The following is a 26169-nucleotide window of genomic DNA, read 5'->3' on the forward strand; positions in this document are numbered from 1 at the left end:
AGAAGTTGACCAGGCGGCATCAATCAAGCAGCGCGACGGAACATTAGCCTGAGGGTAATGATTATAATTTTAGTAAAATATTCATGGAGTTAAAAACTGGTGGGAGTGGCTGAGGTCACAAAATGGCGGCGAGCACGCCGCCCGTCCTGTCTACAACTGCAACGGCGGTAGCTGAGAAAACACGCTCAGCAGCCCTTTGCTCCATAACTGGCGGATTTGTGAATAGTAGGGATGTTGCTCAGTGATATGGTACTGCTCGCCATCGCTAAAGGTATCGCTGTGATAAAACATCACGTCCAGCGGCAGACCGACCGAAATATTACTGGCGAGGGTGGAGTCCATCGAAATCAGCGCGCACTGCATCGCCTGGTCCAGCGGCGTATCGTAACGCAACACGCGATCGATAATCGGCTTGCCATATTTGCTTTCACCAATCTGAAAGTACGGCGTATCAACACTGGCTTCGATAAAATTGCCCTGCGGGTAGATCTGGAACAGACGCGGCTCTTCGCCCTTAATCTGCCCGCCGAGCAGCAGCGTACCGCTAAACTCTTCGCCATCACGTTTCAGCACGTCGCGCAGCATATCGCCCACCAGCAGCGCCACATCGTACATATTGCTGCAGCTCATCAGATTGGCTTTTTCCGCGCTGCCGCAGTCACGCCGCAGCAGACTCAGCACGCTTTGCGTCGTCGCCAGATTACCGGCGCTTTGCAGCACCAGCGTTCGCTCATCATCCTGCTGAAAGACATGAAGTTTACGGAATGAAGAGATATGATCGACACCCGCATTCGTGCGCGTATCGGAAACAAAGATCATCCCTGATGACAGCCGCATTGCCACACAATAAGTCATAAAAACGCCCGATAAATGGATCTCTACTGCGGGTGCGCCTTCTGCACTGCAGCCATTGCCAGCATATCTTCACCGCCGCCGCCCAGACGCATCCCCCGCACCGGACAGGCATCAAGATAATCGACGCCGACGGCCAGTTTCAGATGCTGTCGTAAACTGCGGGTATTATTAGTGATATCAAAGCTGTGCCAACTGCCATCAAGCCAGACTTCAACCCAGGCGTGAGTGGCGACATGTTCGACGTTGTCAGTATAAAGGTATCCACTGACATAGCGAGCCGGGATACTTAAGCTACGACAACAGGCTAAAAATACATGACTGTGATCCTGGCAAACCCCGGTCCCGGCGGCAAATACTTTCGCTGCGTTATCGGTCACCGTGGTGCTGCCCGGCTGATAAGGCATTTTCAGCAGCAGTTCAGCCATCAGCGTTTCCAGACTCTCCAGCGGCGCCTCAGCGCGCCAGTAACGCTGGGCAAAATCACGGATCGCCGCGTCGGGCTGCGTCAGCGGGCTAAAGCGCAGAAAGATCAGCGGCGACAGGAGGCACTCCGGATCGGGCGCCATTTCCACTTCATCGTAGATCTCCACCACTCCGCGCGCCTCAATTTCCAGCAGCTGATGCGGTTTGTCCATGGTCAGCACATGCAGCACATTGCCATAAGTGTCGGTAGTGCGGATCGCATCTTCCGGCAGAATCAGCTGCCAGGAGATAATATGCTGGTGTACCGAATCCTGGGGCGTCAGACGCAGATATTGCGTACTGCTTTTTACCAGACTTTCGTAGGTATAAGCGGTTTTATGCTCAATATTCAGCCTCATTTTGCCTCCAGATAGGTCAGGTTAATACTTATGGCGAGGGTGTTGATATCACTGAGAAAACGGTCCAGCCAGCGATGTAATCCGTCACTGGTCAGGGTGGCGTAACTGGTAAAACGCATTTCCGCATGCAGCACGCTGACCAGATAGCGCGGCCGATCGTCGCCGCTGCTGCCAATCAGCCCCAGCTGATTATCAATCTCTTCAATGCAGGCGCGCAGGGAGCGCGGACTTTCATTGCGCAGAATCAGCATCTCACTGACGTTTTCCGCCATCAGCTGCTGTTTAAAAATGGCGTTATAGGCTTCACGCGCTGACACCGCACGCAGCAGGGTATCGAGGCGATAGTATTCCCGCACCGAATCGTCATGCTTCTCCAGCAGATACTGGTTAATATTCAGCAGACGCGCGGTGCAGTCACAGCGCTCCAGCAGGGTGCCAAGGCGAATAAACGACATCGCATCACCGCGCAGCAGAGTGCCAAACATCGCGCCGCGAAACAGATGCGAGCGCTCCTTCACCCAGTCAAAAAAGCTGTCGGCATCAGCATTCACTACCCCTTTGCGGCGGATATTGCGCATATCGATCCAGCTGGAATTAATACTTTCCCACACTTCTGATGACAGGCTGCCGCGCACCGCATGGGCATTGTTCCATGCTGCCTGCAGACAGCTGAAGATACTGCTCGGGTTGCGCTCATCCAGTACAAAGAATTTAAACAGCTCCGGCATGGTGAGTGGCAGGCTAAGGCTATCAAACAGCGCTTTGGTGCCGGTCAGGCTCAGCGGCACCAGCAGTTCATCTTCGTGACTGCCGCGGACCGGCATCAGCGTCAGGCGGTTAGTGACATCGAGAATACGGGCGATATTCTCCGCGCGCTCCAGGTAGCGTGCCATCCAGTAAAGCCCACTGGCTGTGCGACTTAGCATGATGCGTCATCCTCCAGAACCCAGGTATCCTTGGTGCCGCCACCCTGTGAGGAGTTGACCACCAGCGAGCCTTCGCTTAACGCGACGCGGGTAAGACCACCAGGCACCAATCGCATCTCGGCGCCGCTCAGGGCGAACGGACGTAGGTCGATATGCCGCGGCGCCAGACCGTTATCAATAAATGTCGGGCAGGTGGAAAGCGCCAGCGTATTCTGCGCAATATAGTTTTCCGGCTTCGCCAGCAGCAGCGCGCGGAAATCTTCCAGCTGTTTGCGGCTGGCCACCGGGCCAATTAACATGCCGTAACCACCGGCACCATGCACCTCTTTCACCACCAGTTTGGGCAGGTTGGCCAGCACCCACGAGAGATCCGCCGGGCGTCGGCACTGCCAGGTCGGCACATTATTCAGAATCGGATCTTCATCGAGATAAAAACGGATCATATCCGGTACATACGGGTAGATCGATTTATCGTCCGCCACCCCGGTGCCGATGGCATTGGCCAGCACCACATTGCCGGCGCGATAGACCGACAGCAGCCCCGGCACGCCGAGCATTGAATCCGGACGGAACGCCAGCGGATCGAGGAAAGCATCATCCACGCGGCGGTAAATCACATCCACTTTGCACGGCCCGGCGGTGGTGCGCATCAGCACCGCGCCATCTTTAACAAACAGATCGGCGCTTTCCACCAGTTCCACACCCATCTGCTGGGCGAGAAAACTGTGTTCAAAATAGGCGCTGTTAAAACGCCCCGGCGTCAGTACCACCACCACCGGATCATTAACCGGCGTGCTTTCACGCAGGGTTTGCAGCAAGTGCGAAGGATAGCGCTCCACCGGCGCGATACGCTGCTGGGCAAACAGCTCGGGATAGAGCCGCATCATCATTTTGCGGTTTTCCAGCATATAGGAGACGCCGGACGGGGTACGCAGGTTATCTTCGAGAACGTAATATTCGCCATCGTTATTGCGCACCATATCGACACCGACAATATGCGCATAGATATTGCGATGCAGATCGACCCCCTGCATGCAGGGCTGGTATTGATCGTTTACCATCACCTGTTCGGGCGGAATAATGCCCGCTTTCAGGATATGTTGTTGATGGTAGATATCATGCAGAAAAGTATTCAGCGCCTGAACGCGCTGGCGGATCCCGCGATCCAGCATCGCCCATTCGCTGGCGGGAATAATCCTCGGTACGCTGTCGAATGGAATCAGGCGTTCAGCGCCGTCATCATCGCCATAGACGTTAAAGGTGATGCCGACACGGTGAAACAGCAGTTCGGCTTCTTCACGCTTACGCGCAATCGCCTCTTTATCAGCCTGCTTTAACCAGTTCCAGTATTCGCGGTAATGCTGACGATATTGGCCATCGTTCAGCAACATCTCATCATAAAAATTTGGCGCCAGTGCATAGCTTTGATTCATGATTTCCCTACCGCTGTCAGTGGACCCAGCTATTGAACTGCACAAAGTGTGCCAGTCAGTTCAACAGATATCGGTGTTGATGCGGAGCGAGTCAATTCGCTCCCTGCGAGAGGGTAAGAAATGTCAACGAGAGCGCCGCTGTGCGCTCCCGTCAAAGGGTAATGCGGTGAAAGAGACTTCACGCACCATTACAGTGCAAATCGTTCCTGGGTCGCGATGGGATGCCAGAGTTCCGTCACGGCGCCTTCGCCGCCAGTAATCGGATCGGTTGGCGGCATCGGCACACGTTGAATATTTTCGATAGCCTGCGCCATTTTACTTTGGTCATCGCGCAACGTATCGGGCTCCATACCTTGAGGATAGGCGCCAACGGTGAAAAATTCCTCACTGGCGGCAACTTGTCGATGACCGACCCCCGCCGGGATCAGTACCGCATCGCCAGCGCGCAGAGTCACCATACGACCACTCTCGCCACCAAACAGGATTTCAGCCCAACCCTCACAGACGCCCAGCAGCTCATGGGTGTTGGAGTGATAATGGGTATAAGGAAACACCGGCGCACGCCAGCGTGGGCTCCAGCCATGTTGAGCAAACTGCTGTTCAAAATAAGCCGCAATATCTTCAATCTCATCCGGCACCACGCGCGGATAAATAATCAGCGGCAAGGGATTATTGGGCACACCATTGGCTGGCGCTCCCAGCATCAGATGCTGAGGATTGCCAGAGATCCCGGCTGAAAAGGTTCCGGCGGCAAATGACATCATTAATAACAAATTGCCTGAGGAGGGGAACATATGACTTCTCCCGTTAAAAAGAAAACCGATATATTCAGTGTGGCAGTTATTAACAGAGGTGCAACACAAATCATGGCCATCACGATCACATAATCACTTAATTTTTATCCACTTAAGTCAAATTCCATTAATAAGCAAAAAAAACCGGTGTCGATGTTCACCGGCAGAACCAATGACAGAGTTCTAAAACATGAGCAACTGATTGTCGGGCAGGCCCGGATGCGGGTTTCACTCAGAAGAATTTTCTGATTTTTTCACTGATCTTTTTATTCAGCTGGCAAATGCGCGCCTCTGTTAAATCCAGCATTAACGCTATTTCCCTCAGACTCATCTCTTTCTGGTAATAGAGCATCAGAATGACTTTCTCACGCTCATCAAGTGAACTGAGCGCCAGCATAAAGGTGCGCTGAACCTCAATTTCCTCCTCCATAATCCGTCCCTGTAATGCCGAACCCAGCCCGTCAACCAGCAGCAGATCGTCAAAGCTTTCCATGCTGCCGGCGGTTTCCAGCAGCAGATATTCATGGAATGTTTTGCTGCTCAGGCCCAGATGAGTACGGATCTCCTCCTCGGTGGGCTGATAACCCAGCTTGCGCGTCAGTTCGCGTACTGCATCGTTGATTTTATGCGTTTTCTGTCGCAAACGACGCGGGCGCCAGTCGTGCAGCCGCAACTGATCGAGCACCGCTCCGCGGACGCGCTGTAAGGCGTAGCAGGCAAACTGCTCGTCGGGACGACCATAACGGCGCAGCGCGTCCAGCAACCCGATTAATGCCACCTGCTCCAAATCGTCGCGTCCCATGACGCTATCGGCCTGCATCAGGAGCTGGCGCACCACACCTTTAACTAATGGCAACCACTGCTGTAAATAGTGACTCTCTTCTGCTGGTGTAAGAGTGGTAATATCGTTAAATACGCTCATGCTAAATAATCATCAGAAAATCATTCCATAAATTAATACGTCCGCAAAAGGCAACTTATCACCATCCAGGCAAATGCCAGGCCAGTTATATAGCAAAGCGCATGCCAGGATTTAAAACAGAATAAAACCAGCCTGATGGCAAAACCATAGGAAATTTCTCTTCCGCTCCAGGGGAAGTTAACCTCCCTGAAACGGAAATAAGCGCAACGTAAAATAAACCAATCTTAAACGGAAAGTTAAAACCATTTATGTAAATATAATATCATTTAAAAGTTATTAATATTTTTTAACATTATTGAACAGTGCCTTTTAAAATGCCTTGATATATAAGCTGTTATTAAAAAAAGAGAAGTCCGAAACATCAAAAAAATGCCCTTTACTCTTAAAGCGTTTCAGAATAGGTTAAATGGCGCAATAACCCTGCGCTAAATATAAACAATATACGGCAAGTGAATTAATCTTCAGCCCTGGCGGATTAAGATTTTTCTTGCTTTAATTACATCAGGCGCATTTTTGAGTGATTCATTATAGCAATGCTAAGTATTTCAACCTTGCGGACCGGCATAAATGCCGAATGTGTCATTAACAACTGGCTTATCGATATCAGCGCAGGCGCATTAATTCACCAGCAGAGTGGTGAACAGCGGCGGCTGGGTGAATATCAGCTGAAATTACTGATTGTGATGATCAAGCATGCTGACCAGATTCTTACACGTGAAGAGCTGAATACGCTGGTGTGGGAACGCCGGGTGATTGGCAGTAACAGCTTACCGAATGCCATTCATGCGCTGCGTGTGGCACTGGAAGATGACGGTAAACAGCAGCGCATTATTAAAACCATTCCGAAAAAAGGCTATATGCTGGATGCCTCCTTTTGTCATTTTCGTCGCCATGAAAAAGATCCGCAGCATGAACCGTCAGAAAACGGTGAAGAGCGGATTGCTGGCGAGGAGCCAGAAAGATTGCCGCCAGCGGAAAGCTCACCGGCGGAGGAGTGGATGGCAGCACCACTGCCGGAAAACGAACAACAGTCTGCCACGCAACACGGTAAACATTCGCGTCGTTTGTGGCAGGGGATTTTTCTGTTACAGATTATCGTGCTGACCTTAGCCACCGTAATCTGGCTTAACGATCATACGCCGCAACCGCGCTTTACAGAATATCAGGCCGGGGTTTACCGCCAGATTCGGCTGCTGCAATTAGAGCAATTTAATCCTGGTAATGAAGGAACACGTGAAGAGTTAAATAGCATCATGGGCGCCACACTATTAAAGCTCGATCACCTTCTCAAAGAGCGACAGGTGAAAATGGATATCTATTTTCACTCATCGATTACCTTGCTCAACCTGACAATCAGTTTACGCAGTCGTTGCGATCAACGTCAGCTGGCAATGAATCTCTTTCACTGGCGGCAGGATATCACTCAGCTTAATTCCCTGATTTTCGATGAAACGGAGCGAAAACTTAATGAAATGGCAGTTTGCGTCAATTAGCCTGATGGTACTGGTATTTCTGATTCTGTTGCTGGCAATGCTGGTCCGTTCGCTGCCAGCGACCAATACCAGCAATATTTTTTTACCGCAGATCACCAGCGAAAATCTTCAGCTGGGCTATTACGATTTACTGGGCAATAAACGTGAGCTTTACAATCCGCGCTTTGAAGTGCGCGGCGGGGTGGTGTTTATCACCCTCACCAGCCCTGATGATAACCGCTTCAGCAGCAGAATAAAGATGCAGCTGCAACACCGCACTCCTGCCGGCTTACTTTACAGTTATCAGCCACTCTACTATGCCAACCCGCAAGGTCATCGACTGGTGCAGAATGTTTTAAGTTTTATGGCGCATAACGGCGCAACGCTGAATGGTTTTGAGTTTGAAAATCGTCGGGTGGTGGTTATGCCGTCAGGATTGATATTGAGTTACGATAAATGAGTGTCGACTGTTCATCCCAGATTAAACCCCTGCTGGCGCATAGAGGCCAGCCGGTAACGCAGCGCCCGCGGTGTAATGCCGAGGAACTCAGCGGTTTTTGCTCTATTTCCCTGATAGTGATTGAGCAGATCGACGATGTATTGAAACTCGGCGATACGTCCACGCTGTTTGATCGAAATTTTGCCGCTCAGTTCCCCCGGCATACCGCTGCTCAGCATCACCTCCGACACTAACTCACCTGAAAGTTGCAGACCAAAGCACGCGGCGTTTAGCTTGCCATCGACACTCATAATCAGCCCGCGCTGAACGATATTTTCCAGCTCGCGTACATTACCAGGCCAGTGATAACCTTCCAGCAGCAGGCGGGCGTCATCGGTTAGCGTCGGCGTTTGTGGCAGCAACTGACGATATTTGTGCATAAAGAATTCGGCCAGTGGAATAATCTCCTGCTTACGCTCACGCAGCGGTGCAATATGAATCGGCACCACCGCAAGCCGATAATAGAGATCCAGGCGGAAGCGCCCTTCAGCGATCTCCACACCGAGATCTTTATTGGTCGAGGCGATCAGCCGGATATTCAGAGAGATTTTTTTATAGCTGCCAAGTCGCTCAACTTCCTGCTCCTGTAACACGCGCAGTAATTTAACCTGCAATGAGAGTGGCATATCGCCGATTTCATCCAGCAATAATGTTCCGCCATTTGCCTGCTCAAATTTTCCCGGCTGACTGTTAATCGCACCTGTAAAAGCGCCCTTTTCATAGCCAAAGAGAGCGGCTTCCAGCATATTCTCCGGAATCGCCGCACAGTTAACCCCAACATAGGGTGCTGCCTGATCAAAAGCGGCGTGGTGAATATATCTCGCCACGCACTCCTTTCCGGTACCGGTTTCACCGGTAATCAATACCGGAACATTGAATTGAGCCAGCCGGCTGGCCAGCGAGAACAGACTGACACTGGATGGTGCTTTAGCAATATAATCGCCATGTTTTTTATCGGGAAAACCCCCAATCCAATCCATAACAATAATCCTCCACCCTGTAGCTTTAAATATTACCAGCTGCCGTTAAAACATCTCACAAGTATATACTCATGACTAATTTCATAACCAGAATTAATGGAAAATTAAAGCTTTAATTCAATAAAATCATGCAGTTATAAATTAATATTAATTATCTCATAAAATAAAAATTAATTCATTAATAAGCGAAACGGTATTGCATGTTACATAAGCATCCTATTTAATGCAGACAAATACATTCCCTGCGGAGTTGAATGATAAGGCGCACCTGTTTGTCACGTTAAAACCGGTACAATTTCAGATTGATTGATAAAAATCGTCAGATTTTTATCATCACCGCTGGCAACCAAAGTTTTAAATCCACGCGTATTACTACTGAATACTTTTCAGCATTATTACGGTCTGGCGAAGGAGTTTAACGTTTGAGGACGTAATGATGTCAGGTAACAGTAGTGGTGATAAAAGTGAAAAGCCTGATGTTAGCAAACGGTGTGAGGCGCGGGCGCGCGTCAAGAGGAGGCGCCCGCGTTTAATAGATGCCACCCTGACGACGGGTCTGGTGACCAGTGTGTTTACCGTAGCATTTTTCTTTTCTTACTATCAGCAGCTGATCGAGGACGCTATTGAGTCGATCAATCAGATTGCGATGCAGCTCAGTGAAAACAGCGCGCCTGGTCAGCTGATGCTGACCAATGTGCTGGTAGTACTCAAATTCCTCGTCACTCTGCTGCCGATCCCGGCGGCAATGATGGTCGCCAGCCTGATACTGCGTCGGAGTGATAGCCAGCCAGCTGAACCGGAAGATGGCCCGGATGGCGACGCCGCGGCAAAAGATCGCCAGCACGTCCAGGAGTAGCATTTTGCGCCACCTGCAGTAACTGTTATAGAAAAATGAGCCATAACTGTGTCTGTTATTATCTGGCGCCACGTGTTCTAATTTTACTCTGGTTGGAGTTTGTGCACCGAGGTGAATAATGAACGAAATAAAACAGATCCTGCAGCGTGAGATCGACGTACTCAATCGTGAAGAGCAGCGCGACAATAAACCTCGCTTCAGCTTTAACTTTCTTAAAACCCATCCTGGCCTGTGGCTGTCGATGTATATCTGTTACGCCCTGACCGTGGTACTGATCTTTACCACCGATTTTCTTGGCTGGCCGGCATTCTGGGGCGCAACGGTGTTTATCCTGGTGATGAGCGTGCTGATGCTGCTGGATATTAATCCGAAATATCGCTTTGAGGATATCGACCACCTGCACGATCTGCGCGTCTGTTATTACGGCGAATGGTATTATGTGCGCACCCTGTCTGATAAGGCGATCACCGAGATCCTTAACCATCACGCCACCCCGGAAAATGTCAAAGCCGGCATTAACCAGTTGCTATCGAAGAAAGGCGAAGTGGATTTTTATGACGTCTATTCTCTGACCTGGGGCAACACCCCGGCGGCCACAGTTTAAATCACATCATGGCGGCTATCAGGCCGCCAAGCGTCGCCGCTGCCGTTTCCTGCGCATCATCCCATGCCCACGACGCATTAAAACGAAAATAGTTCGTATACTGCTGGCCTGACGAGAACATGCTGCCCGGCGCAATACTGATCTGGTGGCTTAGCGCCTGGTAATAAAGCTCAGTGGCATTGACCTGCTTCGGCAACTCAATCCAGAGAAAATAGCCACCACGCGAATCGTTAATCCGCGTGCCATCCGGCAAGTGGCGTTTTAACGACTGGCGCGCCAGATTTTTACGCTGCTCCAGCAGCTGACGCAGCTTGCGCAGATGGCTGTCGTAACTGCGTGTGCCAAGATAGTTGGCCAGTGCCAGCTGCATCGGCGTACTGGTCGACAGGGTGCTCATCAGCTGTAAACGCTGAATGCGCTGGGCATGTTTGCCCGCTGCCACCCAGCCGACACGGAAACCGGCGACCAGATTTTTCGAGAATGAAGAACAATGCAGCACATTGCTGGCGTGATCGAACGCCTTTGCCGGTAACGGCTTTTCGCCGCCAAAATAGAGCTCGCTGTAAACATCATCTTCAATCAGCGCCACGTTATATTCCGCCAGCAGCGCGACCAGTTGCTGTTTTTTTTCCGCCGTCAGTGTAAAGCCTACCGGATTCTGCTGGTTGGTCATCAGCCAGCAGGCTTTGACTGGCCAGCGCGCCAGCGCCCTTCTTAGCTCATCGAGATCCATACCATGCTGCGGGTCGGTGGCAATGGCCACCGCCTTGAGTTTGAGCCGCTCAATCGCCTGTAACGCGCCGTAAAATGAAGGGTTCTCAATCACTACCCAGTCACCCGGTTCGGTCACTGCCTGCATGCTAAGGTTCAGCGCTTCCATCGCGCCGTTGGTAATCACAATTTCATCTGGTGATACGGTAACGCCCTGCTGGGCATAGCGTTGCGCCAGCATTTTGCGCAGCGCTTCATTACCCGGCGGCAGGTTATTAATCGCATCGGCGGAGGTGAGCGTGCGCGACACGCTATTAAGCGAGCGCATCAGCTGCCGCTGCGGAAACAGCTCCGGATCGGGAAAAGCGGAACCAAACGGCATAATCGCAGGATCGCGGCAGGCCTGTAATACATCAAAGATAAAGGCATTGATATCAACGGTTTCCGCCAGTTGCACCTTCTGATGGCTGACCGGCTGGCTCAGGAACTCTGCGCGCGGCGCCACATAGTAGCCAGATTGCGGACGCGACAGGATCCAGCCCTGACTCTCCAGCACCTGATAAGCATGCATCACCGTCATCAGGCTCAGGCCGCTAAGCGCTACCTGCTCGCGCAATGAAGGCAGGCGTTCGCCAGGTTGCCACACTTCTGCTTCAATCTGCGCACGTATCTGATGCACCAACTGCTGGTATTTTGCCACGATCTGTTACAGGCCATTTGGGGTTAGAAGGGAACTATTATAGATAATGGCGGCGGGATTGTCGTGGCGGATAGTGAAGGTGGCAGTGAATGGTACGGGCTGATATGCCACCTTTAACAGTTATCAATGACCGAGTCGTTTAAGATCGGCTTTTGTCAGACCGGTTACTTTCATCACGGTAGACATTTTCATTCCTTCCCGGAGCATTGCACGGGCAACTTTAAGCACGCCTTCCTGACGCCCTTCCTGACGCCCTTTCAGCTCCAGTTTCTGCGACATAGTCATAATTAACTCCTTGTCTTGTGGTAAACGTTTCGCCAGCATATGGATAAATGATGTTGTGTCTGCTGTGTCTCCTGCCCGTAGTATATATTTAATCGCCGCAGCGCGCTGTGCCTCCGTATTCATATTGCTTTCCAGTAGCATAACCAGCTGCTCAAAGTGTACCGACAGATCTCGCGCAAAAATATTCTTCTGCATAAACTCAAGCAGTGCCAACCCTTTATGACTGATAATTTCATCATCGGGAATGGTTGAAATATCCACCAGCAGAAAACAGGTGTCATGCAGTCCCATCACCAATTCCGGCTCATTAGTAGTCTTTCGCAAATAGCGTGAATGTGGATAGGGCCTTTGACGCCCATGATAGAAAACAATCGGAATAACCAGCGGTAATGACTTGCGTCTGGCATCGTACCAGGGCTGCATCCCGGCAACAACATAGCGCAACAGCCGATAAGCCATATGTCTGTGGGGTGAACTCTGATGTTCAATCACGCAATAAATATTACCGTTTCCACTAGTACTTTTCATTGAGTAATAGATATCCGCGCGAAGTTCCCGATGGTTATTGTCGATAAAACTGCCTGACGCCAGCTGCAGGCTATCCAGATTGCAACGCCGTAAAAAAGCAGCTGGCAGATGAGCCTGCAGAAAATATCTGGCTATTGCCGGGTCAGAGAGAAATTGTTTAAACACCGTATCATGTGGTGTAGAGGTGATGGCCATGTTACTTCGTCCCGTCATTCCGTTTGACATTACCTGGCTTTCAGCAGAAAAGCCTTGCATTAGAGCGGTGGTAAAAATAACCAGGAAGAAAATAAAAACAAAGGCGCAATTTATATATTCGTGAGAAATGCCGTAGAAAAATATGATTTTTTTCAGGCGTTTTCATAAACACCAGGTTAATAGATATTTCATATTAACGATAGAAGTTAAATAACATACTGGCATAACCCCAGATTTATTAATCCCGTAAAATTATCTCTTACTACTACCCCAACCGCGCCCACTATCTTTAAGAGCTATCTGATGGCGGCACTGGGGTTTGAGACCAGGCGGGGAGAGATGATCATCCGGCTGGCGACACCCGGCTGAGCATGTAAAATCCCGGCTTAGTCGTCGGGATTTGTCGTATAAGGCTGATAGTCTTCATATTCCCAGGCAAAGACACGGAAGATTTTTTGCGCTATTTCCATCCAGTCTTTATCTTCGCATTGATCTGTATAATTTGTGATGGTTTTTGTGATCTCATCCAAATCGTATTTACGTACCAGAAGCGTGTGTCGCATCAGTTCAGGTAGCCAGTGATGTTTGCATAAGGTCGATCCCAGTTTTGCAGGTGAGAGGCGTACAGCCCAGCGCATTATTCTCCACAACAACATCTTCCGTTGCGGAGTCAGCCGCCGTACACCGCATTTCCCTGTGCAGTCAGCAGCTTGCAGCAAGTTTTCGCCCGTGCATTTTCGGCACCGCAGCGTTTTGCCCCGACGCGCATTTTTCTACTGTTTTAAGGAGCCAGACTCCATACATCACATCAGTACTGCTGCCGTTATTATTGCTGCTGCCCTTTAGGCTGGAACGTCCGCTGTCCATTTTGTTTTACTCCTCGGCGGCAAACCAAAGAGGCTTACAGATAACCAGTTAGCTTTCTGGTGGTTCCTGGAACAGGTTGTTGATATCTCTGGCTCCGTGCAGTACCCGTTCAATTCTTACTTCCGTATCACGAGCACTGAACACAATAAGATAACGCCCGTAAGCACAGCTTCTGATATGTCTTCCCAGCTCAGGCCTTTGCCGATAATGCACCGGCGTTTCACCTATTAGCAGGCATTGCTGGTACAGCTCTTCGGTGAAACCGACTGCTCTTACCGGGTTATCCTGTGCGATATAGTCACCGATGGCTTCTATATCCTGTTCGGCCAGTGGCGATACACTCAGCTTCATGCTTTTTAGTCACCTTCGGCCATACGGCGATACTTACGTGACAGACGACCGAATACTTCTTCAGCATCCCTGCCTTCACCGCTATTGATCCCTGCGCTGACCGCTTTTTGTAACGCTTCAAGCTTCAGCTGTTGTTCCCGTTCCTCAAGCGCACGCAGTCCGGCACGGATAACCTCGCTGGTGTTGTTATAGCGTCCACTATCGATTTGCTCCCGGATGAATGCTTCGAAGTAGGGACTAAGGGCTACACTGGTTGGCATGATGCTTTCTCCGCCTCGATTACTAACAGTTATTATCTGTTAGTATTTCAGAGTCGTGCTTTATCATCAACTGCTGATTTATTCGGCTGTCGCCATTGACCAGTGCGCCTTTCCGTGTGGTATCACGACCGCTGATAAGATTTGCCTGGTTGCCTGCATCAATGGTGCTTTCGTTCCAGCTGGTGCTGTTGCCTTTCTCATTGCCTTTTGCGGCGTTCATACTGGCCGAAATCGTCAGGCCGGTTCCGCCGGGTCCCGCAGTCAGGCCAATGCCGATGGACCCGCCTTTGCTGGAATTACTCCCCTCCTGTTTCTGGCTATCTTTGGCCGCCTGTAGCGTGATATCCCGCGCAGCATCAAGGGTGATATCTGATTCAACTGCATATGACTTACTTAGGCTTAGCGACAGTTTACGCAGTCAGCCCGAGATCCACGCGATGGATAAATTTGGATTTGAGATCGGGCAAAAGATAGAAGTGATCGCGCAGCCGGGGCAGATAACCATCCGGTAGGCTAATAACGTAAAACCCCGGCTCGATGGCCGAGGGTTTTCTTTACGATGGATGTTTTTCTGATAGGTATCGAAGTAATACTGAGATATTTTTTAAGTTATAACCTATTAAAAGATCTCTCTTACTTGTCTGAACAAGGTTTTCATAGTCTTCTTCTAACTGCCCTATATCCAGATCTGCTGGCTTATTGTAAGGGTCGTAAAGCGCCTCTGAAGGGATATTCCAGTAAAAATCAGCCTCCAAAGGCACACTGTTAACACCTTGTGAACGCATGTCCGAGAATATCTTTTGCACCGCACTTTCCAGAACATCAAGATCTATTTCCATATTCAACCCTTACCATTTTTAATTTCACCAATGTTTTTCTGGAACGTTTTTATCTCTTGTTCAAGATGGCGGATACGGCCATTGATTATATTTTGTCTGACCTCTTCGCTCGGTGCATTCTGAAGATAACCTTTGTTATCAAAGGCATCAGGATCATTCTTGTACGCTTCAAGCTTTTCTTCGTGAACCCTAATCTGTTCTTCCAGAGACTTGACTGACCTTTGATCAGAAGTACTAAGCTCCTTATGACTGCCCTGTCCATCATCCCCTGGCTCCCAGCCGCCCGGCGTACCTGAACCCGATCCACCCACCTCTGCTTTCTCAGCATCCGTCAGATCCTTACCAGCATTTGGCTGGCCGCCATCCTTATCATCCGACAGCCCGTCAGCGATCACTGCTCCGATAGCTGCGCCACCGCCGCCGGAGATAAGACCACCGCCCATCGGGCCGCCGTTAAGGTCGATCCCGGTTTTGCAGGTGAGAGGCGTACAGCCCAGCGCATTATTCTCCACCGCATTCTTACCAGCTATCTGCCCGCTGGTAGCGCCAGCAACGGAGTCACTGCTTACCCCTCCGGCAATCCCTGCGGCAAGCTGCGACAGACCACTGACGGTCTGTTTTTCTTCTTCGGTCAGTTCGCTCGCTTCACGTCCCGGATACATTACCGCAATAATTGCTCTGGCACCAAGCTCACCCGTGGCAGCGCCTGCCGCACCCGCTGTGGCGCTGTTGCCTGCCATCTGTGCCAGTACGGCTCCCGCAACCGCATGCGCCATGGCGTTGGCAACAACGTTGGTGCTCTCTTTCCCGGTGACCGGATCAATTGTGGTGGTGGCCTGCTTAATGGCACTGGCCAGATAAGGCGCCGCTGCTCCACTGGCAGCAGCGGCAAGATTACCGGCGCTTAAGCCACCCAGCGCGGCGCTGACCGCAGCTCCGGCCATGGCGAAGGTGCCACCGGTGCCCCAGGTTTTATTTGTTTCCTGATAGTCAGGATCTTTGCCGATAAGCGCACTCTGTTCCTTTGCAGAGAGCTGTGCAAAATCCGGGTCTTCCGCACTGAGTTTCGCTCTGGCCTTCGCCTCGGCATCCTGCATCTTATTGCGGCTCAGGTCGTTGGTGAACTGCCCGGCCAGTTGCATCACGCCCTTCGCAAACTCCATCTGATTCTCAACTTTCTCCTTGTCGAAAATCTTATCGATGCTGCCGTTGGCATTGTCAGTATCACGACTGAGCGTCGCCACATCCTGACTCTGCGCATCTGTATTACGTATGGTGATGCTGCCGTCAGATACCGCCGAACGCGTCGTGCCTGAAGCGCTTTCACTGATATGTACCGCAGCCGGTGGGGCAAAAGAGCCACCACTGGTTCCTGCGGAACCACCTGCCGAGAAGCTGCTGGCCTGATAATCGGCATAGTTTTCTATGCTGTCCCATCCCAGCGTTCCGGTGGAGAGTGCATTATTAGCCGCATCGGCAGTTGAAGCGATAACCGCGCCGTTCAGCTGGGTATGATTACCCACATAGATATCATAGCCGCCATCACCGGCAAAAAGCCCACTCTGATCGCCTACGCTGGCGTATTCGCTGTTCACTTTTGACTGGCTGACATTAAGGCTGGCCGAGCCGGTCATTGACCCGAAGGTAAAGCTAAAACCGCCACTTACGCTGGTCTGCTTGCTTTGGTAGTTATCAATGTCCTGCAGACTGGTCATTGTCAGATTATTGCCAACATCAGCAACAATACGATTACCCAGCGCCTGTGCGCCCGCAAGAACCGTATCGTTGCCACTGCTAAGTGTCAGCGTATCGCTGGCGTTAACACGGGTATTAACGAATTCTGTCGTGTTACCGTTCTCCTCGCCATTCATCATATAACCGCTGGCCTGAATACCGATGCCGGTCTCTTTACCAATGGCGATATGTACCCCACCACTCCAGCCACTGGCTTTATTGCTGCCTTTCTGCTCGGCGCTGTTACTGGCCGCTACCAGATTCAGATCATTTTTGGCCGCCAGCGTCACATCTTTACCGGTAATTCCACTGCCGATCACATTCAAATCACCACTCTGACCATTGCTACCCGTAGCGACCACCGCAACATTACCACCTGCATTCAGCGTACTGCCGTTAACCGTGTTTTGCGCATATTCCGAGGTAGATATACTCTTGCTGGCGCCCACGCTTAACTGGATCTTAATCCCGGCATTATCCATATCGCCTTTCGCCATAGCCGCCGCCGAACTCATGGTCTCCTTATCTGTCGCTGACGCCCAGCCACTTTCCAGCGCCTTCACCGCATACAGCGCTTTCAGACGGCTATCACCGGCCTCGGATGACTGTTTTACGGTACTCGCCAGTGAAAGCAGCGCATCAGTAACCGGGCTGGTCAGCTGCAGGGTAAGACCGCTTTGCTTCTGCTCAATCACCTGCCTGCGGGTTAGGAGATCATTACCAGGATCAATAGTGACCGATCCCCCCACCACATTCAGATCATTACGGGCAATAACATCCGACCCACTGATATGGGCGTTGCCCCCCGCAATCAGATTAACGTTGCCGCCGGTACTGCCTACCGCGCTGGCGCTCTGGCTCTGGGTGGTACCGTCAAGATTGAGCTGCTGGCGTGATGAGGCGCTACCGAAAGTCACGCCAATGCCGCCGCCACTGAACATGCCGCTCTTTTTCACTTCTTTCAGGCGATAGCTGGACTGCTCTTCAGTAGCAGCGGTGATAACGAGATTATTGCCCGCTTTCAGCGTGACATCACCCTCGCCCACGACGCTGGAGCCTGTCACACCGAGGTTATTGCCCGCCACCATAGTGACCTTGTTGCCACTTAGCGACGACGCCTGTTCGGTGGTGGCATAATCCTCAACAATGGTGTGCGTGGTTTTTTTCGAGAACAGGCCTTTCTTAACTTTGGTCTCTTCATCGTAACTGTAATCACTCTCCGTCGCCGTACCGATAGCAATATCACGTCCGGCCTGAAGCGCTAAATCACCAATGGCATTTGCCGTCGTCGCCTTAGCTGAGATATCACGGCCCGCCTGCATCGCAATATCACCCCCGCTGGCAATCTCCGTCCCTTGCTGACGCACCGACTCATCGATTTCGGTTTTATTGCTCGAGTGATAGCTGCTGCCAGAAGTGGTCGCCACCGCCTGCAAATTGATATCGCGTCCGGCCTGCAGCGCCACATCCCCTTCCGCCGCCATCGCTGCCGCCTGACTGGTAAGGTCACGTCCGGCGTTTAATGTCAGATCGCCGCCACTGGTCAGGGTGGTGCGATCCAGTCCACTGGCATGTGATTCAGCATGGCCTTTACTGCTGGCTTGCTGGGTAGTTTTTGCTTCCAGATTAAGATCATTGCCCGCCGCCAGACTGGCGTTTTTACCCGCATCCACCGCGCTGGCGCTGACAGTCAGATTATTCCCGGCACTTATCCCGATATTGCCACCAGCAGAAACTGTGCTGCCCTCATGGCTAACGTCGGTGTTGCTGGAACTCTGCACTTGATTCCGCGCGTTATAAGCAAATCCAGACTGGCTTTGACTGTCATTGATGGTATTTGCCGTGATGGCAATATCACCGCTGGCATTCATCTGTAAGTCACCGCCTGCTTTAATCTGCGCACCAGTAATGGCAATATCTTTCCCGGCGTTCAGCGTAAGACTGTCCAGCGAGGTAATAGCAGCACTATTACCCAGCCAGGTATGACTGAGGCCAACTTTTTCGCCACCCTCCTCTGAGCTATTTAACTGCCACTGCGTAGCTTGAGTGATATTATTAATGCTGCCGTTGGTGCTTTCCAGAGCGACCATTTTCCCGCTGATAGCGGAACCGATATTATTAATATCGCCCAGCGCGCTCAGTTGCAGATTACCGCCAGCTTTAACCAACGCATCATTGAGATTGCTGACGCTATTATGGCTATCAACAGTCAGATCATTTACGGCGATCACTGTACTGCCGGTATTGGTCACGGAACCCGCGTCCAGCATCACACTATTACCGGCAATCACGCTGCCGTTATTTATCGTCACATCTTTTGTCGACAGATAAACTTTCGGCACCATCACCGTTTCGCCATTGACTGTGCTCGCTTCCCACCAGATGATGCTGTGATCCAGCGCGGCCACCTGGTCGGCGGTGAGCGACACGCCAAATTCTAACCCCAGCGATTGCTGTGTGGCCGCAGCGTTATCCATCAGGTAACGCATCTGATCCAGCTCAGAACCGAGGCCATTAAGGTAGCGGCTACCGGTCTGGTTCAGCACGGTATTGCTGACGTAGCGCGTGTCAAAAGCCGCATCTCCCAGAAAACGATAATCATATTCGGGATTCAGTTGCAGGCGATCCAGCAGATAAGCGGAACCAAGAAATTGCTTCTCATCGGTATACTGGCTGCGGGTTTCCTGCGACGCCCCCGTCGGTTGTTGCCCCAGTAACTTGTACAGATCGCCATATAAGTTCTGATCTAATTCCCCCAGACCATTTAGCTTCGGGTTAACATTAATCAGGTAGGGACTTTTCGGATCGCCCGAGGTGACAAAATAGCCGCTATTACTGGTTGGAAGTGGGTAAGCACTGGTGTCGACCGATTTTCCCTGCAAATTATCGGAGGTACCCGAATTAGCCAGTGGATCGCCACCACTGATTATCTGTAGCGCATCCTGCAACTGATCGTGCCACTGTGGCGAATCTATCGTTACTTTGTCGCTGCCAGACAGCGCTTGCTTCTGCTGCGCGCCACTGATTCCAGCCTGACTCAGCGTATTGAGCGAAGGTGCGGCGAGTGTATTGCTGATGCCGCCTGCATTGGCGTTGGTACTGGTGTTGCTGATATTGTTGCTGAAACTGGCGTTAACTGTCCCCCCTGCCTGGATAACAGAACGATAATTGCCGCCAGTCGATAGGGTTTCATACTCAGGTGCGCTGGCAAGACGGTAAGTGACATGTGAATCTAAATTATTAACCCGAACCTGGGTATTCGTTACGATCGGCAGTCCAGCAAAATAGGTCATCCCATGATCTTCATCCAGTTCGTATGTCGCTGGCTGGCCATCAAACTGATAAGTTAAATATGTATTTCGAACACTGTTCAACCAGGATGCATTATTTAGTGAACTGCCTCGTAACGTAATCATTTTATCAGCCAGAATGGCGCTGGCCTGGTTATCCAGTGTTGTGGCAGTAATATCTAAGTTACGTCCTGAGGCAATACGTCCACTACCGCCTGTTGCAGTCACTTCGAGAGTTAAAATTTCCGACAAATAACGTTTCACAGCTCCCAGTTCATTCGGCGCCAGAGTGTAATATCTAATTTCGTGCTTGCCAGCGCCGTTAGCTTCACTCCCACCACTTTCGCGTGTCCTGAGGTTGTAACCCAGCTCACTTTCATCCAGGTCTCCCAAACGGACATCCACGGTAGCCGCACCTGTTCCCTCTGGCACATCAGATGCTTTTTGCGCTGTTGAGGTAACGCTCAATCCTTCCCGCGTATTCAATAAATGCCCGGTCTTAATCGTAATATCGCCGTTATTGGTCTCAATGGTGCCGGAAGTATTGATCACTTCTGTACTGGCGTTACCCGCCGCATCGCGCTGTAACCATAAGCTATTACCGGCGAGGATATCGCCGCGCTGATTTTTAATACTGTTCGCCAGCAGATAGAGATGATTACCGGCATACAGCAGTGCGGTATTGATAATGCTGCCCGGCGCCGTCAGCGTCATGGTGCCTTTGGTGCCGGTAAAACCATTGAGCGTGATATTGCCCCGGCTGGTCAGCGAGACATTACCGCCGCCCTGCAATGAGCCAGCGCTGTTCATCGCAATCTGGCTGCCGCTGAACGCGCTGTCGCCAATGCCGCTGGTAAGCTGGCCGTTATTGGTCAGCGTGCCGCCAGCGGTTAACGTCAGTCCCTGCCCCTGCATGACGCCGCTATTCAGCAAATTGCCATCACTGCTGACCGTCAGGCGATTCCCGGCAGCGACAGTGCCACGGCCGGTAAAGGCATTGACCAGCTTCAGGGTTGCATCGCCCAGCGCCACCACCTGACCCAGCTGGTCGAAACCGTTGCTGGCCAGCAGCAGATTACCGCCGCTAAACAGTTTGCCCGCCGCCTGCTGCGTTACCTGTGCCGCCGTCACAGTTAGCTGGCTATTGCCCAGCAGTGTGCCGCTGTTGGTTAGCTGCTGATAATTGACCGCCAGATTAGCGGCCTGGGTCGCGCCCTGGTTAGTCAGCGTATTACCGGTCAGCGTGCCCTGCTGCTCCGCCAGTAAGGTGCCGCTGTTAGTTGCATTAGCGGCATTCAGAATTAGCGTGGTCGCCTGCAACCAGCCGCTGTTAGTCAGTTGCGGTGTAGTAAGCGTCAGCTGACCGCTATTCAGTAATTTACCTTCATTGCGCGCGCTGCTGGTGGCATTGACCGTCGAGGTCGCCCCGCCCTGAATCAGGCCGTAGTTAATCAGGTTCGGCGTGGTGAGATTCACCCCTTGCTGGCTCAGCAGCGTGCCGGAGGCAGTGTTGGTCAGGTTGCCGGTCAGATTCAGCGTCAGGCGATTATCACCCTGCAAACGACCACTGTTCGTCAGCACGCCGCTGCCAATCTGCAGCGTATCGCCCTGCAAACTTCCCAGGTTGTTTACCGAGGCAGCATTGAGTGTCAGCGCGCCGCCGCTTAACATCTTTTTATTCTGCTGCTGGGTAAAGCCTCCGCTCAGATCTGCCGTCAGGCTCTCCACGCCGCTAATGGCGCCATCATTATTGAGCGTGCCGCCATTTAACGTCAGATTTTTGGCGATCCACTCCCCCTGACTGGTCAGCGCCAGTGCCTGCAATGCGGCATTACCGCTGGCGCTGATTTTGCTGCCAGCAGCCGAGTTCAGGCTGTCGCTAAGTACCAGTTGCAGATCGCCAGCACTCTGGATAGCGCCGTTGTTATTTAGCTGCTGCGCGTTCAGCAGGATCTGCTGTCCCTGCCAGCTGCCGTTATTGGTCACCATGCCGCCATTTACCGTCAGGGTTCCCTGGGTTAACAGCGTACCGTTGCTTTCATTGCGTAATTCCTGTGCCGGTGCAGCTAACGCCATACGTCCCACCGGAGGCAGTCCCCGACCCAGCGTCAGCGCCTGCAGACCGATCAGCGCGCCACGGTTGCTGACCTGCGACGATGCGATACCCAGCGTTTTACCCTGCACGCTGCCGCTATTGGTCAGCATACCGCCATTTAGCGTGATATCTTCGCCACCCAGCAACGAACCACTGTTAGTCAGGCTCTGCGCGTATAACTGCATCGCCCCCTTGCTCAGCAGCGAACCGCTGTTATCCAGCTTATCGGTCAGTTCAGCATCCAGCGTGCTGGTGGCAAGCGCCGTGCCGCGGTTATCCCACTGACGGACACTGACCTGCAATCGATCCGCCTGTACCAGACCACGGTTCTCCAGGCTATCCGCCGCAATAGTGGCGTTGCCGCCAGTCAGCACCTGACCTTCACTGGCGTTGACCAGCTGCTCGCCCTGCAATACCAGACTCTGGTCACCCTGCAGCAGGCCGCTATTTACCAGATCGCCCTTCAGCGTCAGCGCTTTGCCAGTCAGCCAGCCGCGGTTATCGACGGTAGCGGATTCAACGTCAACCGCCTGCTGACCGATAATCTTACCGTTGTTATTCAGCGTATCAGCATGCAGGTCGAGGCGATTCGCCGCCAGCTGACCGTTGTTATCCAGCTGAGCATGATTTAACTGCATCGTACCGCTTGCCAGCATCACCCCTTGCGCGCCATTATTAAACAGGCGGTTATCCGCCGTCAGTGTCGCAGCGTTAATCTCTCCATCGTTGGTTAGCCGGTCGCCACTCAGATACATAGCGCTGTCGCTGGTCAGCAAGCCGCTGTTGGTAAACTGCGGCAGATCGAGCGTCAGACCGCCCGCCGTATAAATGCTGCCGGTTGTCAGGTTGTCGAGCTTGTCGCTAAGCAGGCTTAGCGACTGCGTCCCCTGCATCAGTCCGCTGTTGCCGATCTCGCGGCTATCCAGCGCTAAGTTATTTGCCGACAGGGTGCCGTTATTGACTAGCGCCGCCGAACTGATCTGCAACTGCTGGTCGCCGCTGATTTTACCGCCAGCCGCGTTAATGATTTTTCCGCTGACCGCCAGTTGCGCGCTGCCTCTGGCATTCAGCGTGCCGCTCTGTTGCAGGCTGCTGGCGGCAACCTTCAGCTGCTGGCCCGCCAGCAGCTCTCCGCGGTTATTCAGCATTTTGCTGTCGATATCCAGCGTGTCGCCAACCAGTTTGCCGCTGTTGGTCAGCTGCTCGCTACGGCTGCTGAGCTGTTTTTTTGCCACCAGCGTACCGCTGTTGCTGGCAGTGGCGGCGCGCAGATCGATATCCGATCCGGCGGTAAACTGCCCGGCGTTATCCATGCTGCGTTGCGCATTGACACCGATCTTGCCGGTGGCGTCAGCGGCGCTGGCTTTATCCACCGTCAGATCGCCCGCTGCCAGCTGAATATCTCCGCCAGCGGTAAGTTTCGCGTTGCTGAGCCGCATATTTTCGCCGCCACTCAGCGCGATACTTTTATCACTGACCAGCGCGCCATTTTGCAGCGTGAGATCCTGCTGCGCAGTGACGGTTGCGCCACCGCTGACTTTGTTATCGCCACTCAGCGTGACGCTGGCGCCTTTGGCCGTCAGCGCGCCGCTGGTCAGGCTGTTATTCAGCGCCAGCTTGCCACTGGCGTCCAGCACCATATCGCCCTGACGGGCATTAAGGTTGCCAAGGTTGACCCCCACGCCTTTATCGCTGGAGATCAGATGAATACGGTTGGCATACATTCCGCCGAGCGCGCCGGTATCTACCGCCACTGTCGGCGCAATGCCTTCGCCCGCAATGGCGGTGACGCTACCGTCTGCCGCCACTTTACTGGCGCCAGCAACCACTTTCAGATCTCTGGCATAAATCGCCGCATTCACTTCAGTGGCGCGCGCGATTATCGACAGCGCATCACTCTGGCTGGCATCCAGCCCCTGACCTTCAACCGTGATGGTGCCTTTGCTGACGGTCAGCGCCTGTAAATTGCCGTTGCTGTCAAACGAAGGCTTGCCGGTAGTTAAAGTGGCGTCTGGCGTATTGATAAAACCGCAGCCGCTACAGGTAATACCATAGGGGTTAGCGACCATCACGTTGGCGGCTTTGCCCGCCACTTCGGTGTAACCCTGCAGCTGAGAGCGGTTAGCGCCCACCACTTCGTTGATAATGCCCTTCGCTTCTTTGCCAGCGGTCAGATGAGTGTTGTTCTGGATCAGCCCGCCCAGCTGTGTTTGCGTCAGCTGTCCCGTGGCGTTATTAAGGATCAGCCCCTCTTTACCGACGTTGTAATCCTTAAACTGGTTATGGGAAATGCCTGCGTTATTCGGCGTGGCGATATTGACCACCGGCACGCCATTGCCCGCTTTATCCAGCTGCGTATTGCCATTAACCGGGTTAATGCTGGCTGCGATCGCCGGCAGCAGCGGCTGCCAGGCGATTAAGCCGCAAATCAGATAGCTCAGCAGACGTTGCGGCAGACGCAGCGGGTGAAGACGATTTTCCATAACCATAGCCCTTTAAAACACCAGTGAAATACGGTAGTAGGCGGTGAGATGATCTGGCGCCAGCCAGTCGGGGTACTTCACCGGGATACCAAGGGTAAATTGGGTTGCCACATAGCGATTGGTGGTGCCCAGGCCGATAGCGCTGCCCCATAAGGTGCCGGACGCCCAGGGGTCATATTGATCCTGTTGCAGCCAGCCGCCATCCACCGCCGCAAGGGCGCTGACCTGGCCGATCACCGGCAGGGTAAACAGGGTGTAATTGATTTCGTTACGCAGATAGCCGCCGTTATCGCCGGAGAGGTACTGCTCTTTAAAACCGCGCACCGAGCTTTCGCCACCCAGCGTTAAGCGCTCGCTGCCGTACAGCCGGTCGGGTGACCACTGGCCATACAGACTGCTTAACCACCAGAGATCCTGCGCCAGCGGGCGCTGGAAACTGGCGCTCAGGCTCCATTTACGAAACTGTGCTTTCGGCTGGTCGGCGGTTTTATCGCCGTCGCTTTCGGCGTTAAACCAGCTGACACCGCGACTGAGGGTCGGGTTAAAGGTGGCGACGCCGCCCGCCAGTTTTTGCGTATGGTTAATGCCGAATTGCAGGCTGGTAAGCTTGCGGCTGCTGCTCTGCAACAGGGCGTCATTCAGCCAGTTGCGGCTGATATGGTGGCTGATACCGGCCATTACGCCGCTCTTCATATCACCGTTGCGAAAAACCACCCAGTTACCGGTCAGACGATGAACCTGACTGTCGCCACGGGAGTACCACGCAAAGCCCTGATTATCGAAGGTGCTGCGATAGTCACTGCGGCTGTAGCTGTAATCCAGCAAACCATAACCCCAGGGAATACTGACGCCGGTTTGCAGATTGCTGGCATCGCCAGCGGTAGAAAAGTCGCTGCTGCGTCCGCCGCCGATAAACCATTTATCGGCCAGCCCGAGCAGGTTATTCGCCACCAGCGAGGCGTTAAGCTGGCCAGTACCGGTACTTTTCTGGCCGCTATTATCAAAACCGAAGGATGCAGTTAACGGAAATTCTGGTGTCGCCGTCAGGTTAACAATCGAGTAGCCCGCCTGATCGCCCGGCAGAATCTCTATCTGCGCAGGCTGGCTGCGCAGGCGATTAATCTGTTCCATTCCCTGCTCAATATCGCGCAGATTAAGCACCTTGCCTTGCAGACCCGGGAAGGCCATATACAGCTGGCGTGATGGCGTATTATCCATCACGATTTTTTGTAATTTCCCTTCCAGTACCGGAATATGCAATTCTCCGGAACTGAGATCCTGTTCGACCAGAAAAGCCCGACTGGTAACGTAACCGCGACTGATATACCAGTCAGAGATTTGCGCCACCATTTGACTTATTTTGGTAATACCCAGACACTGATTGATAAACGGAGCAGTAATTCGTTCGCGTACTGATGGCGATAATAATGTCGCCTGCTCAATCTGAATCGAATGAATAATAAAGCAGCGCTGTTCGTCGCTTGGCTGATGATTGACTTCGGGCTTTGGCAACATAAAACTGCGGCTGAGTTCTTCACGCTGTTGCTGGTTTTGCTGCAACAGTGACTGCTGTGTTTGCTGTTGCTGGTCACGCTCAGCGGGTGTCACCGGCGCGGCCCAGGCCGGCGCGCCAGTCAGCGCCATCAGGGCGAGCATGTGTTTCCATACA

The 26169-nt window shown here is 52.4% G+C and carries 19 protein-coding genes and 1 pseudogene; 4 read left to right on the forward strand and 16 right to left on the reverse strand.

Annotated elements, in window-relative coordinates; all coding sequences use genetic code 11:
• Window positions 1-150: 150 nt before the first annotated feature.
• From J2125_RS07295 to J2125_RS07320, 6 genes are all read right to left on the reverse strand, one after another.
• Window positions 151-855 carry a proteasome-type protease gene (locus J2125_RS07295; RefSeq protein ID WP_026111703.1) on the reverse strand — a complete coding sequence of 235 codons (705 nt, stop codon included), beginning with the start codon at window positions 853-855 and terminating at the stop codon, window positions 151-153.
• A 23-nt stretch (window positions 856-878) separates the two neighbouring features.
• Window positions 879-1676: a transglutaminase family protein gene (locus J2125_RS07300; protein WP_017801181.1), complete on the reverse strand. Its 798-nt coding sequence runs from the start codon at window positions 1674-1676 to the stop codon at window positions 879-881.
• Window positions 1673-2602, reverse strand: coding sequence for an alpha-E domain-containing protein (locus J2125_RS07305; protein ID WP_017801182.1), 930 nt, complete (start codon window positions 2600-2602; stop codon window positions 1673-1675). Before J2125_RS07305 ends, J2125_RS07300 begins: the two co-directional genes overlap by 4 nt.
• A complete protein-coding gene (locus J2125_RS07310) occupies window positions 2596-4035 on the reverse strand; it encodes a circularly permuted type 2 ATP-grasp protein (protein ID WP_017801183.1) in 1440 nt (479 codons plus the stop codon). The genes J2125_RS07305 and J2125_RS07310 overlap by 7 nt, the downstream gene beginning before the upstream one ends.
• Before the next feature lie 188 nt (window positions 4036-4223).
• Window positions 4224-4829, reverse strand: coding sequence for a cupin domain-containing protein (locus tag J2125_RS07315; protein ID WP_026111705.1), 606 nt, complete (start codon window positions 4827-4829; stop codon window positions 4224-4226).
• A 232-nt stretch (window positions 4830-5061) separates the two neighbouring features.
• Window positions 5062-5751 carry a FliA/WhiG family RNA polymerase sigma factor gene (locus tag J2125_RS07320; protein ID WP_017801185.1) on the reverse strand — a complete coding sequence of 230 codons (690 nt, stop codon included), beginning with the start codon at window positions 5749-5751 and terminating at the stop codon, window positions 5062-5064.
• 533 nt (window positions 5752-6284) lie between these two features.
• On the opposite strand from J2125_RS07320, the gene J2125_RS07325 reads away from it, so the two are divergent.
• Together J2125_RS07325 and J2125_RS07330 are read left to right on the forward strand one after the other, a co-directional pair.
• Window positions 6285-7244: a winged helix-turn-helix domain-containing protein gene (locus tag J2125_RS07325; protein ID WP_017801186.1), complete on the forward strand. Its 960-nt coding sequence runs from the start codon at window positions 6285-6287 to the stop codon at window positions 7242-7244.
• Window positions 7219-7683, forward strand: a complete 465-nt coding sequence (locus J2125_RS07330) for a hypothetical protein (protein ID WP_017801187.1) — start codon at window positions 7219-7221, stop codon at window positions 7681-7683. Before J2125_RS07325 ends, J2125_RS07330 begins: the two co-directional genes overlap by 26 nt.
• A gap of 11 nt (window positions 7684-7694) precedes the next feature.
• Here the strand turns inward: J2125_RS07330 and J2125_RS07335 are convergent, their stop codons facing one another.
• Window positions 7695-8702: a sigma-54 interaction domain-containing protein gene (locus J2125_RS07335; protein WP_209499479.1), complete on the reverse strand. Its 1008-nt coding sequence runs from the start codon at window positions 8700-8702 to the stop codon at window positions 7695-7697.
• A gap of 568 nt (window positions 8703-9270) precedes the next feature.
• Between J2125_RS07335 and J2125_RS07340 the strand changes: the two genes are divergently transcribed.
• Together J2125_RS07340 and J2125_RS07345 are read left to right on the forward strand one after the other, a co-directional pair.
• Entirely contained in the window at window positions 9271-9558 is a 288-nt protein-coding gene (locus J2125_RS07340) for a hypothetical protein (protein WP_157819443.1), read from the forward strand.
• A gap of 118 nt (window positions 9559-9676) precedes the next feature.
• Window positions 9677-10162 (forward strand): YlaC family protein, encoded by a 486-nt coding sequence (locus J2125_RS07345; protein ID WP_017801190.1) that lies wholly within the window; start codon window positions 9677-9679, stop codon window positions 10160-10162.
• A gap of 1 nt (window position 10163) precedes the next feature.
• Here the strand turns inward: J2125_RS07345 and J2125_RS07350 are convergent, their stop codons facing one another.
• The 9 genes and pseudogenes from J2125_RS07350 to J2125_RS07390 form a co-directional block, all read right to left on the reverse strand.
• Entirely contained in the window at window positions 10164-11573 is a 1410-nt protein-coding gene (locus J2125_RS07350; RefSeq protein ID WP_026111707.1) for an aminotransferase-like domain-containing protein, read from the reverse strand.
• Between the two features lie 123 nt (window positions 11574-11696).
• Window positions 11697-12581, reverse strand: coding sequence for an Rpn family recombination-promoting nuclease/putative transposase (locus J2125_RS07355; RefSeq protein ID WP_017801192.1), 885 nt, complete (start codon window positions 12579-12581; stop codon window positions 11697-11699).
• Between the two features lie 386 nt (window positions 12582-12967).
• Window positions 12968-13174, reverse strand: a pseudogene (locus J2125_RS07360) (Imm8 family immunity protein); the annotation flags it as partial.
• Window positions 13175-13496: 322 nt separating this feature from the next.
• Entirely contained in the window at window positions 13497-13799 is a 303-nt protein-coding gene (locus J2125_RS07365) for a type II toxin-antitoxin system RelE/ParE family toxin (protein WP_017801194.1), read from the reverse strand.
• A 5-nt stretch (window positions 13800-13804) separates the two neighbouring features.
• On the reverse strand, window positions 13805-14059 hold the full coding sequence (locus J2125_RS07370) for a type II toxin-antitoxin system ParD family antitoxin (RefSeq protein ID WP_017801195.1): 255 nt from the start codon (window positions 14057-14059) through the stop codon (window positions 13805-13807).
• A 22-nt stretch (window positions 14060-14081) separates the two neighbouring features.
• Window positions 14082-14477 carry a hemagglutinin repeat-containing protein gene (locus tag J2125_RS25255; RefSeq protein ID WP_083865636.1) on the reverse strand — a complete coding sequence of 132 codons (396 nt, stop codon included), beginning with the start codon at window positions 14475-14477 and terminating at the stop codon, window positions 14082-14084.
• Between the two features lie 136 nt (window positions 14478-14613).
• Window positions 14614-14898 (reverse strand): hypothetical protein, encoded by a 285-nt coding sequence (locus J2125_RS07380; RefSeq protein WP_017801198.1) that lies wholly within the window; start codon window positions 14896-14898, stop codon window positions 14614-14616.
• 2 nt (window positions 14899-14900) lie between these two features.
• Window positions 14901-24500 (reverse strand): hemagglutinin repeat-containing protein, encoded by a 9600-nt coding sequence (locus J2125_RS07385; RefSeq protein ID WP_017801199.1) that lies wholly within the window; start codon window positions 24498-24500, stop codon window positions 14901-14903.
• Between the two features lie 12 nt (window positions 24501-24512).
• Window positions 24513-26156, reverse strand: coding sequence for a ShlB/FhaC/HecB family hemolysin secretion/activation protein (locus J2125_RS07390; RefSeq protein ID WP_017801200.1), 1644 nt, complete (start codon window positions 26154-26156; stop codon window positions 24513-24515).
• Between the last annotated feature and the right edge of the window lie 13 nt (window positions 26157-26169).

The sequence above is a fragment of the Winslowiella toletana genome, assembly GCF_017875465.1.
GTDB lineage: Bacteria > Pseudomonadota > Gammaproteobacteria > Enterobacterales > Enterobacteriaceae > Erwinia > Erwinia toletana.

Bases quoted from the DNA above. Each gene is read 5' to 3' on its own strand.
- J2125_RS07320 (WP_017801185.1), bottom strand. From the start codon at position 5,751: ATGAGCGTATTTAACGATATTACCACTCTTACACCAGCAGAAGAGAGT.
- J2125_RS07335 (WP_209499479.1), bottom strand. From the start codon at position 8,702: ATGGATTGGATTGGGGGTTTTCCCGATAAAAAACATGGCGATTATATT.
- J2125_RS07300 (WP_017801181.1), bottom strand. From the start codon at position 1,676: ATGAGGCTGAATATTGAGCATAAAACCGCTTATACCTACGAAAGTCTG.
- J2125_RS07390 (WP_017801200.1), bottom strand. From the start codon at position 26,156: ATGCTCGCCCTGATGGCGCTGACTGGCGCGCCGGCCTGGGCCGCGCCG.
- J2125_RS07330 (WP_017801187.1), top strand. From the start codon at position 7,219: ATGAAATGGCAGTTTGCGTCAATTAGCCTGATGGTACTGGTATTTCTG.
- J2125_RS07345 (WP_017801190.1), top strand. From the start codon at position 9,677: ATGAACGAAATAAAACAGATCCTGCAGCGTGAGATCGACGTACTCAAT.
- J2125_RS07380 (WP_017801198.1), bottom strand. From the start codon at position 14,898: ATGGAAATAGATCTTGATGTTCTGGAAAGTGCGGTGCAAAAGATATTC.
- J2125_RS07295 (WP_026111703.1), bottom strand. From the start codon at position 855: ATGACTTATTGTGTGGCAATGCGGCTGTCATCAGGGATGATCTTTGTT.
- J2125_RS07325 (WP_017801186.1), top strand. From the start codon at position 6,285: ATGCTAAGTATTTCAACCTTGCGGACCGGCATAAATGCCGAATGTGTC.
- J2125_RS07365 (WP_017801194.1), bottom strand. From the start codon at position 13,799: ATGAAGCTGAGTGTATCGCCACTGGCCGAACAGGATATAGAAGCCATC.
- J2125_RS07305 (WP_017801182.1), bottom strand. From the start codon at position 2,602: ATGCTAAGTCGCACAGCCAGTGGGCTTTACTGGATGGCACGCTACCTG.
- J2125_RS07385 (WP_017801199.1), bottom strand. From the start codon at position 24,500: ATGGAAAATCGTCTTCACCCGCTGCGTCTGCCGCAACGTCTGCTGAGC.
- J2125_RS07315 (WP_026111705.1), bottom strand. From the start codon at position 4,829: ATGTTCCCCTCCTCAGGCAATTTGTTATTAATGATGTCATTTGCCGCC.
- J2125_RS07355 (WP_017801192.1), bottom strand. From the start codon at position 12,581: ATGGCCATCACCTCTACACCACATGATACGGTGTTTAAACAATTTCTC.
- J2125_RS07370 (WP_017801195.1), bottom strand. From the start codon at position 14,059: ATGCCAACCAGTGTAGCCCTTAGTCCCTACTTCGAAGCATTCATCCGG.
- J2125_RS07310 (WP_017801183.1), bottom strand. From the start codon at position 4,035: ATGAATCAAAGCTATGCACTGGCGCCAAATTTTTATGATGAGATGTTG.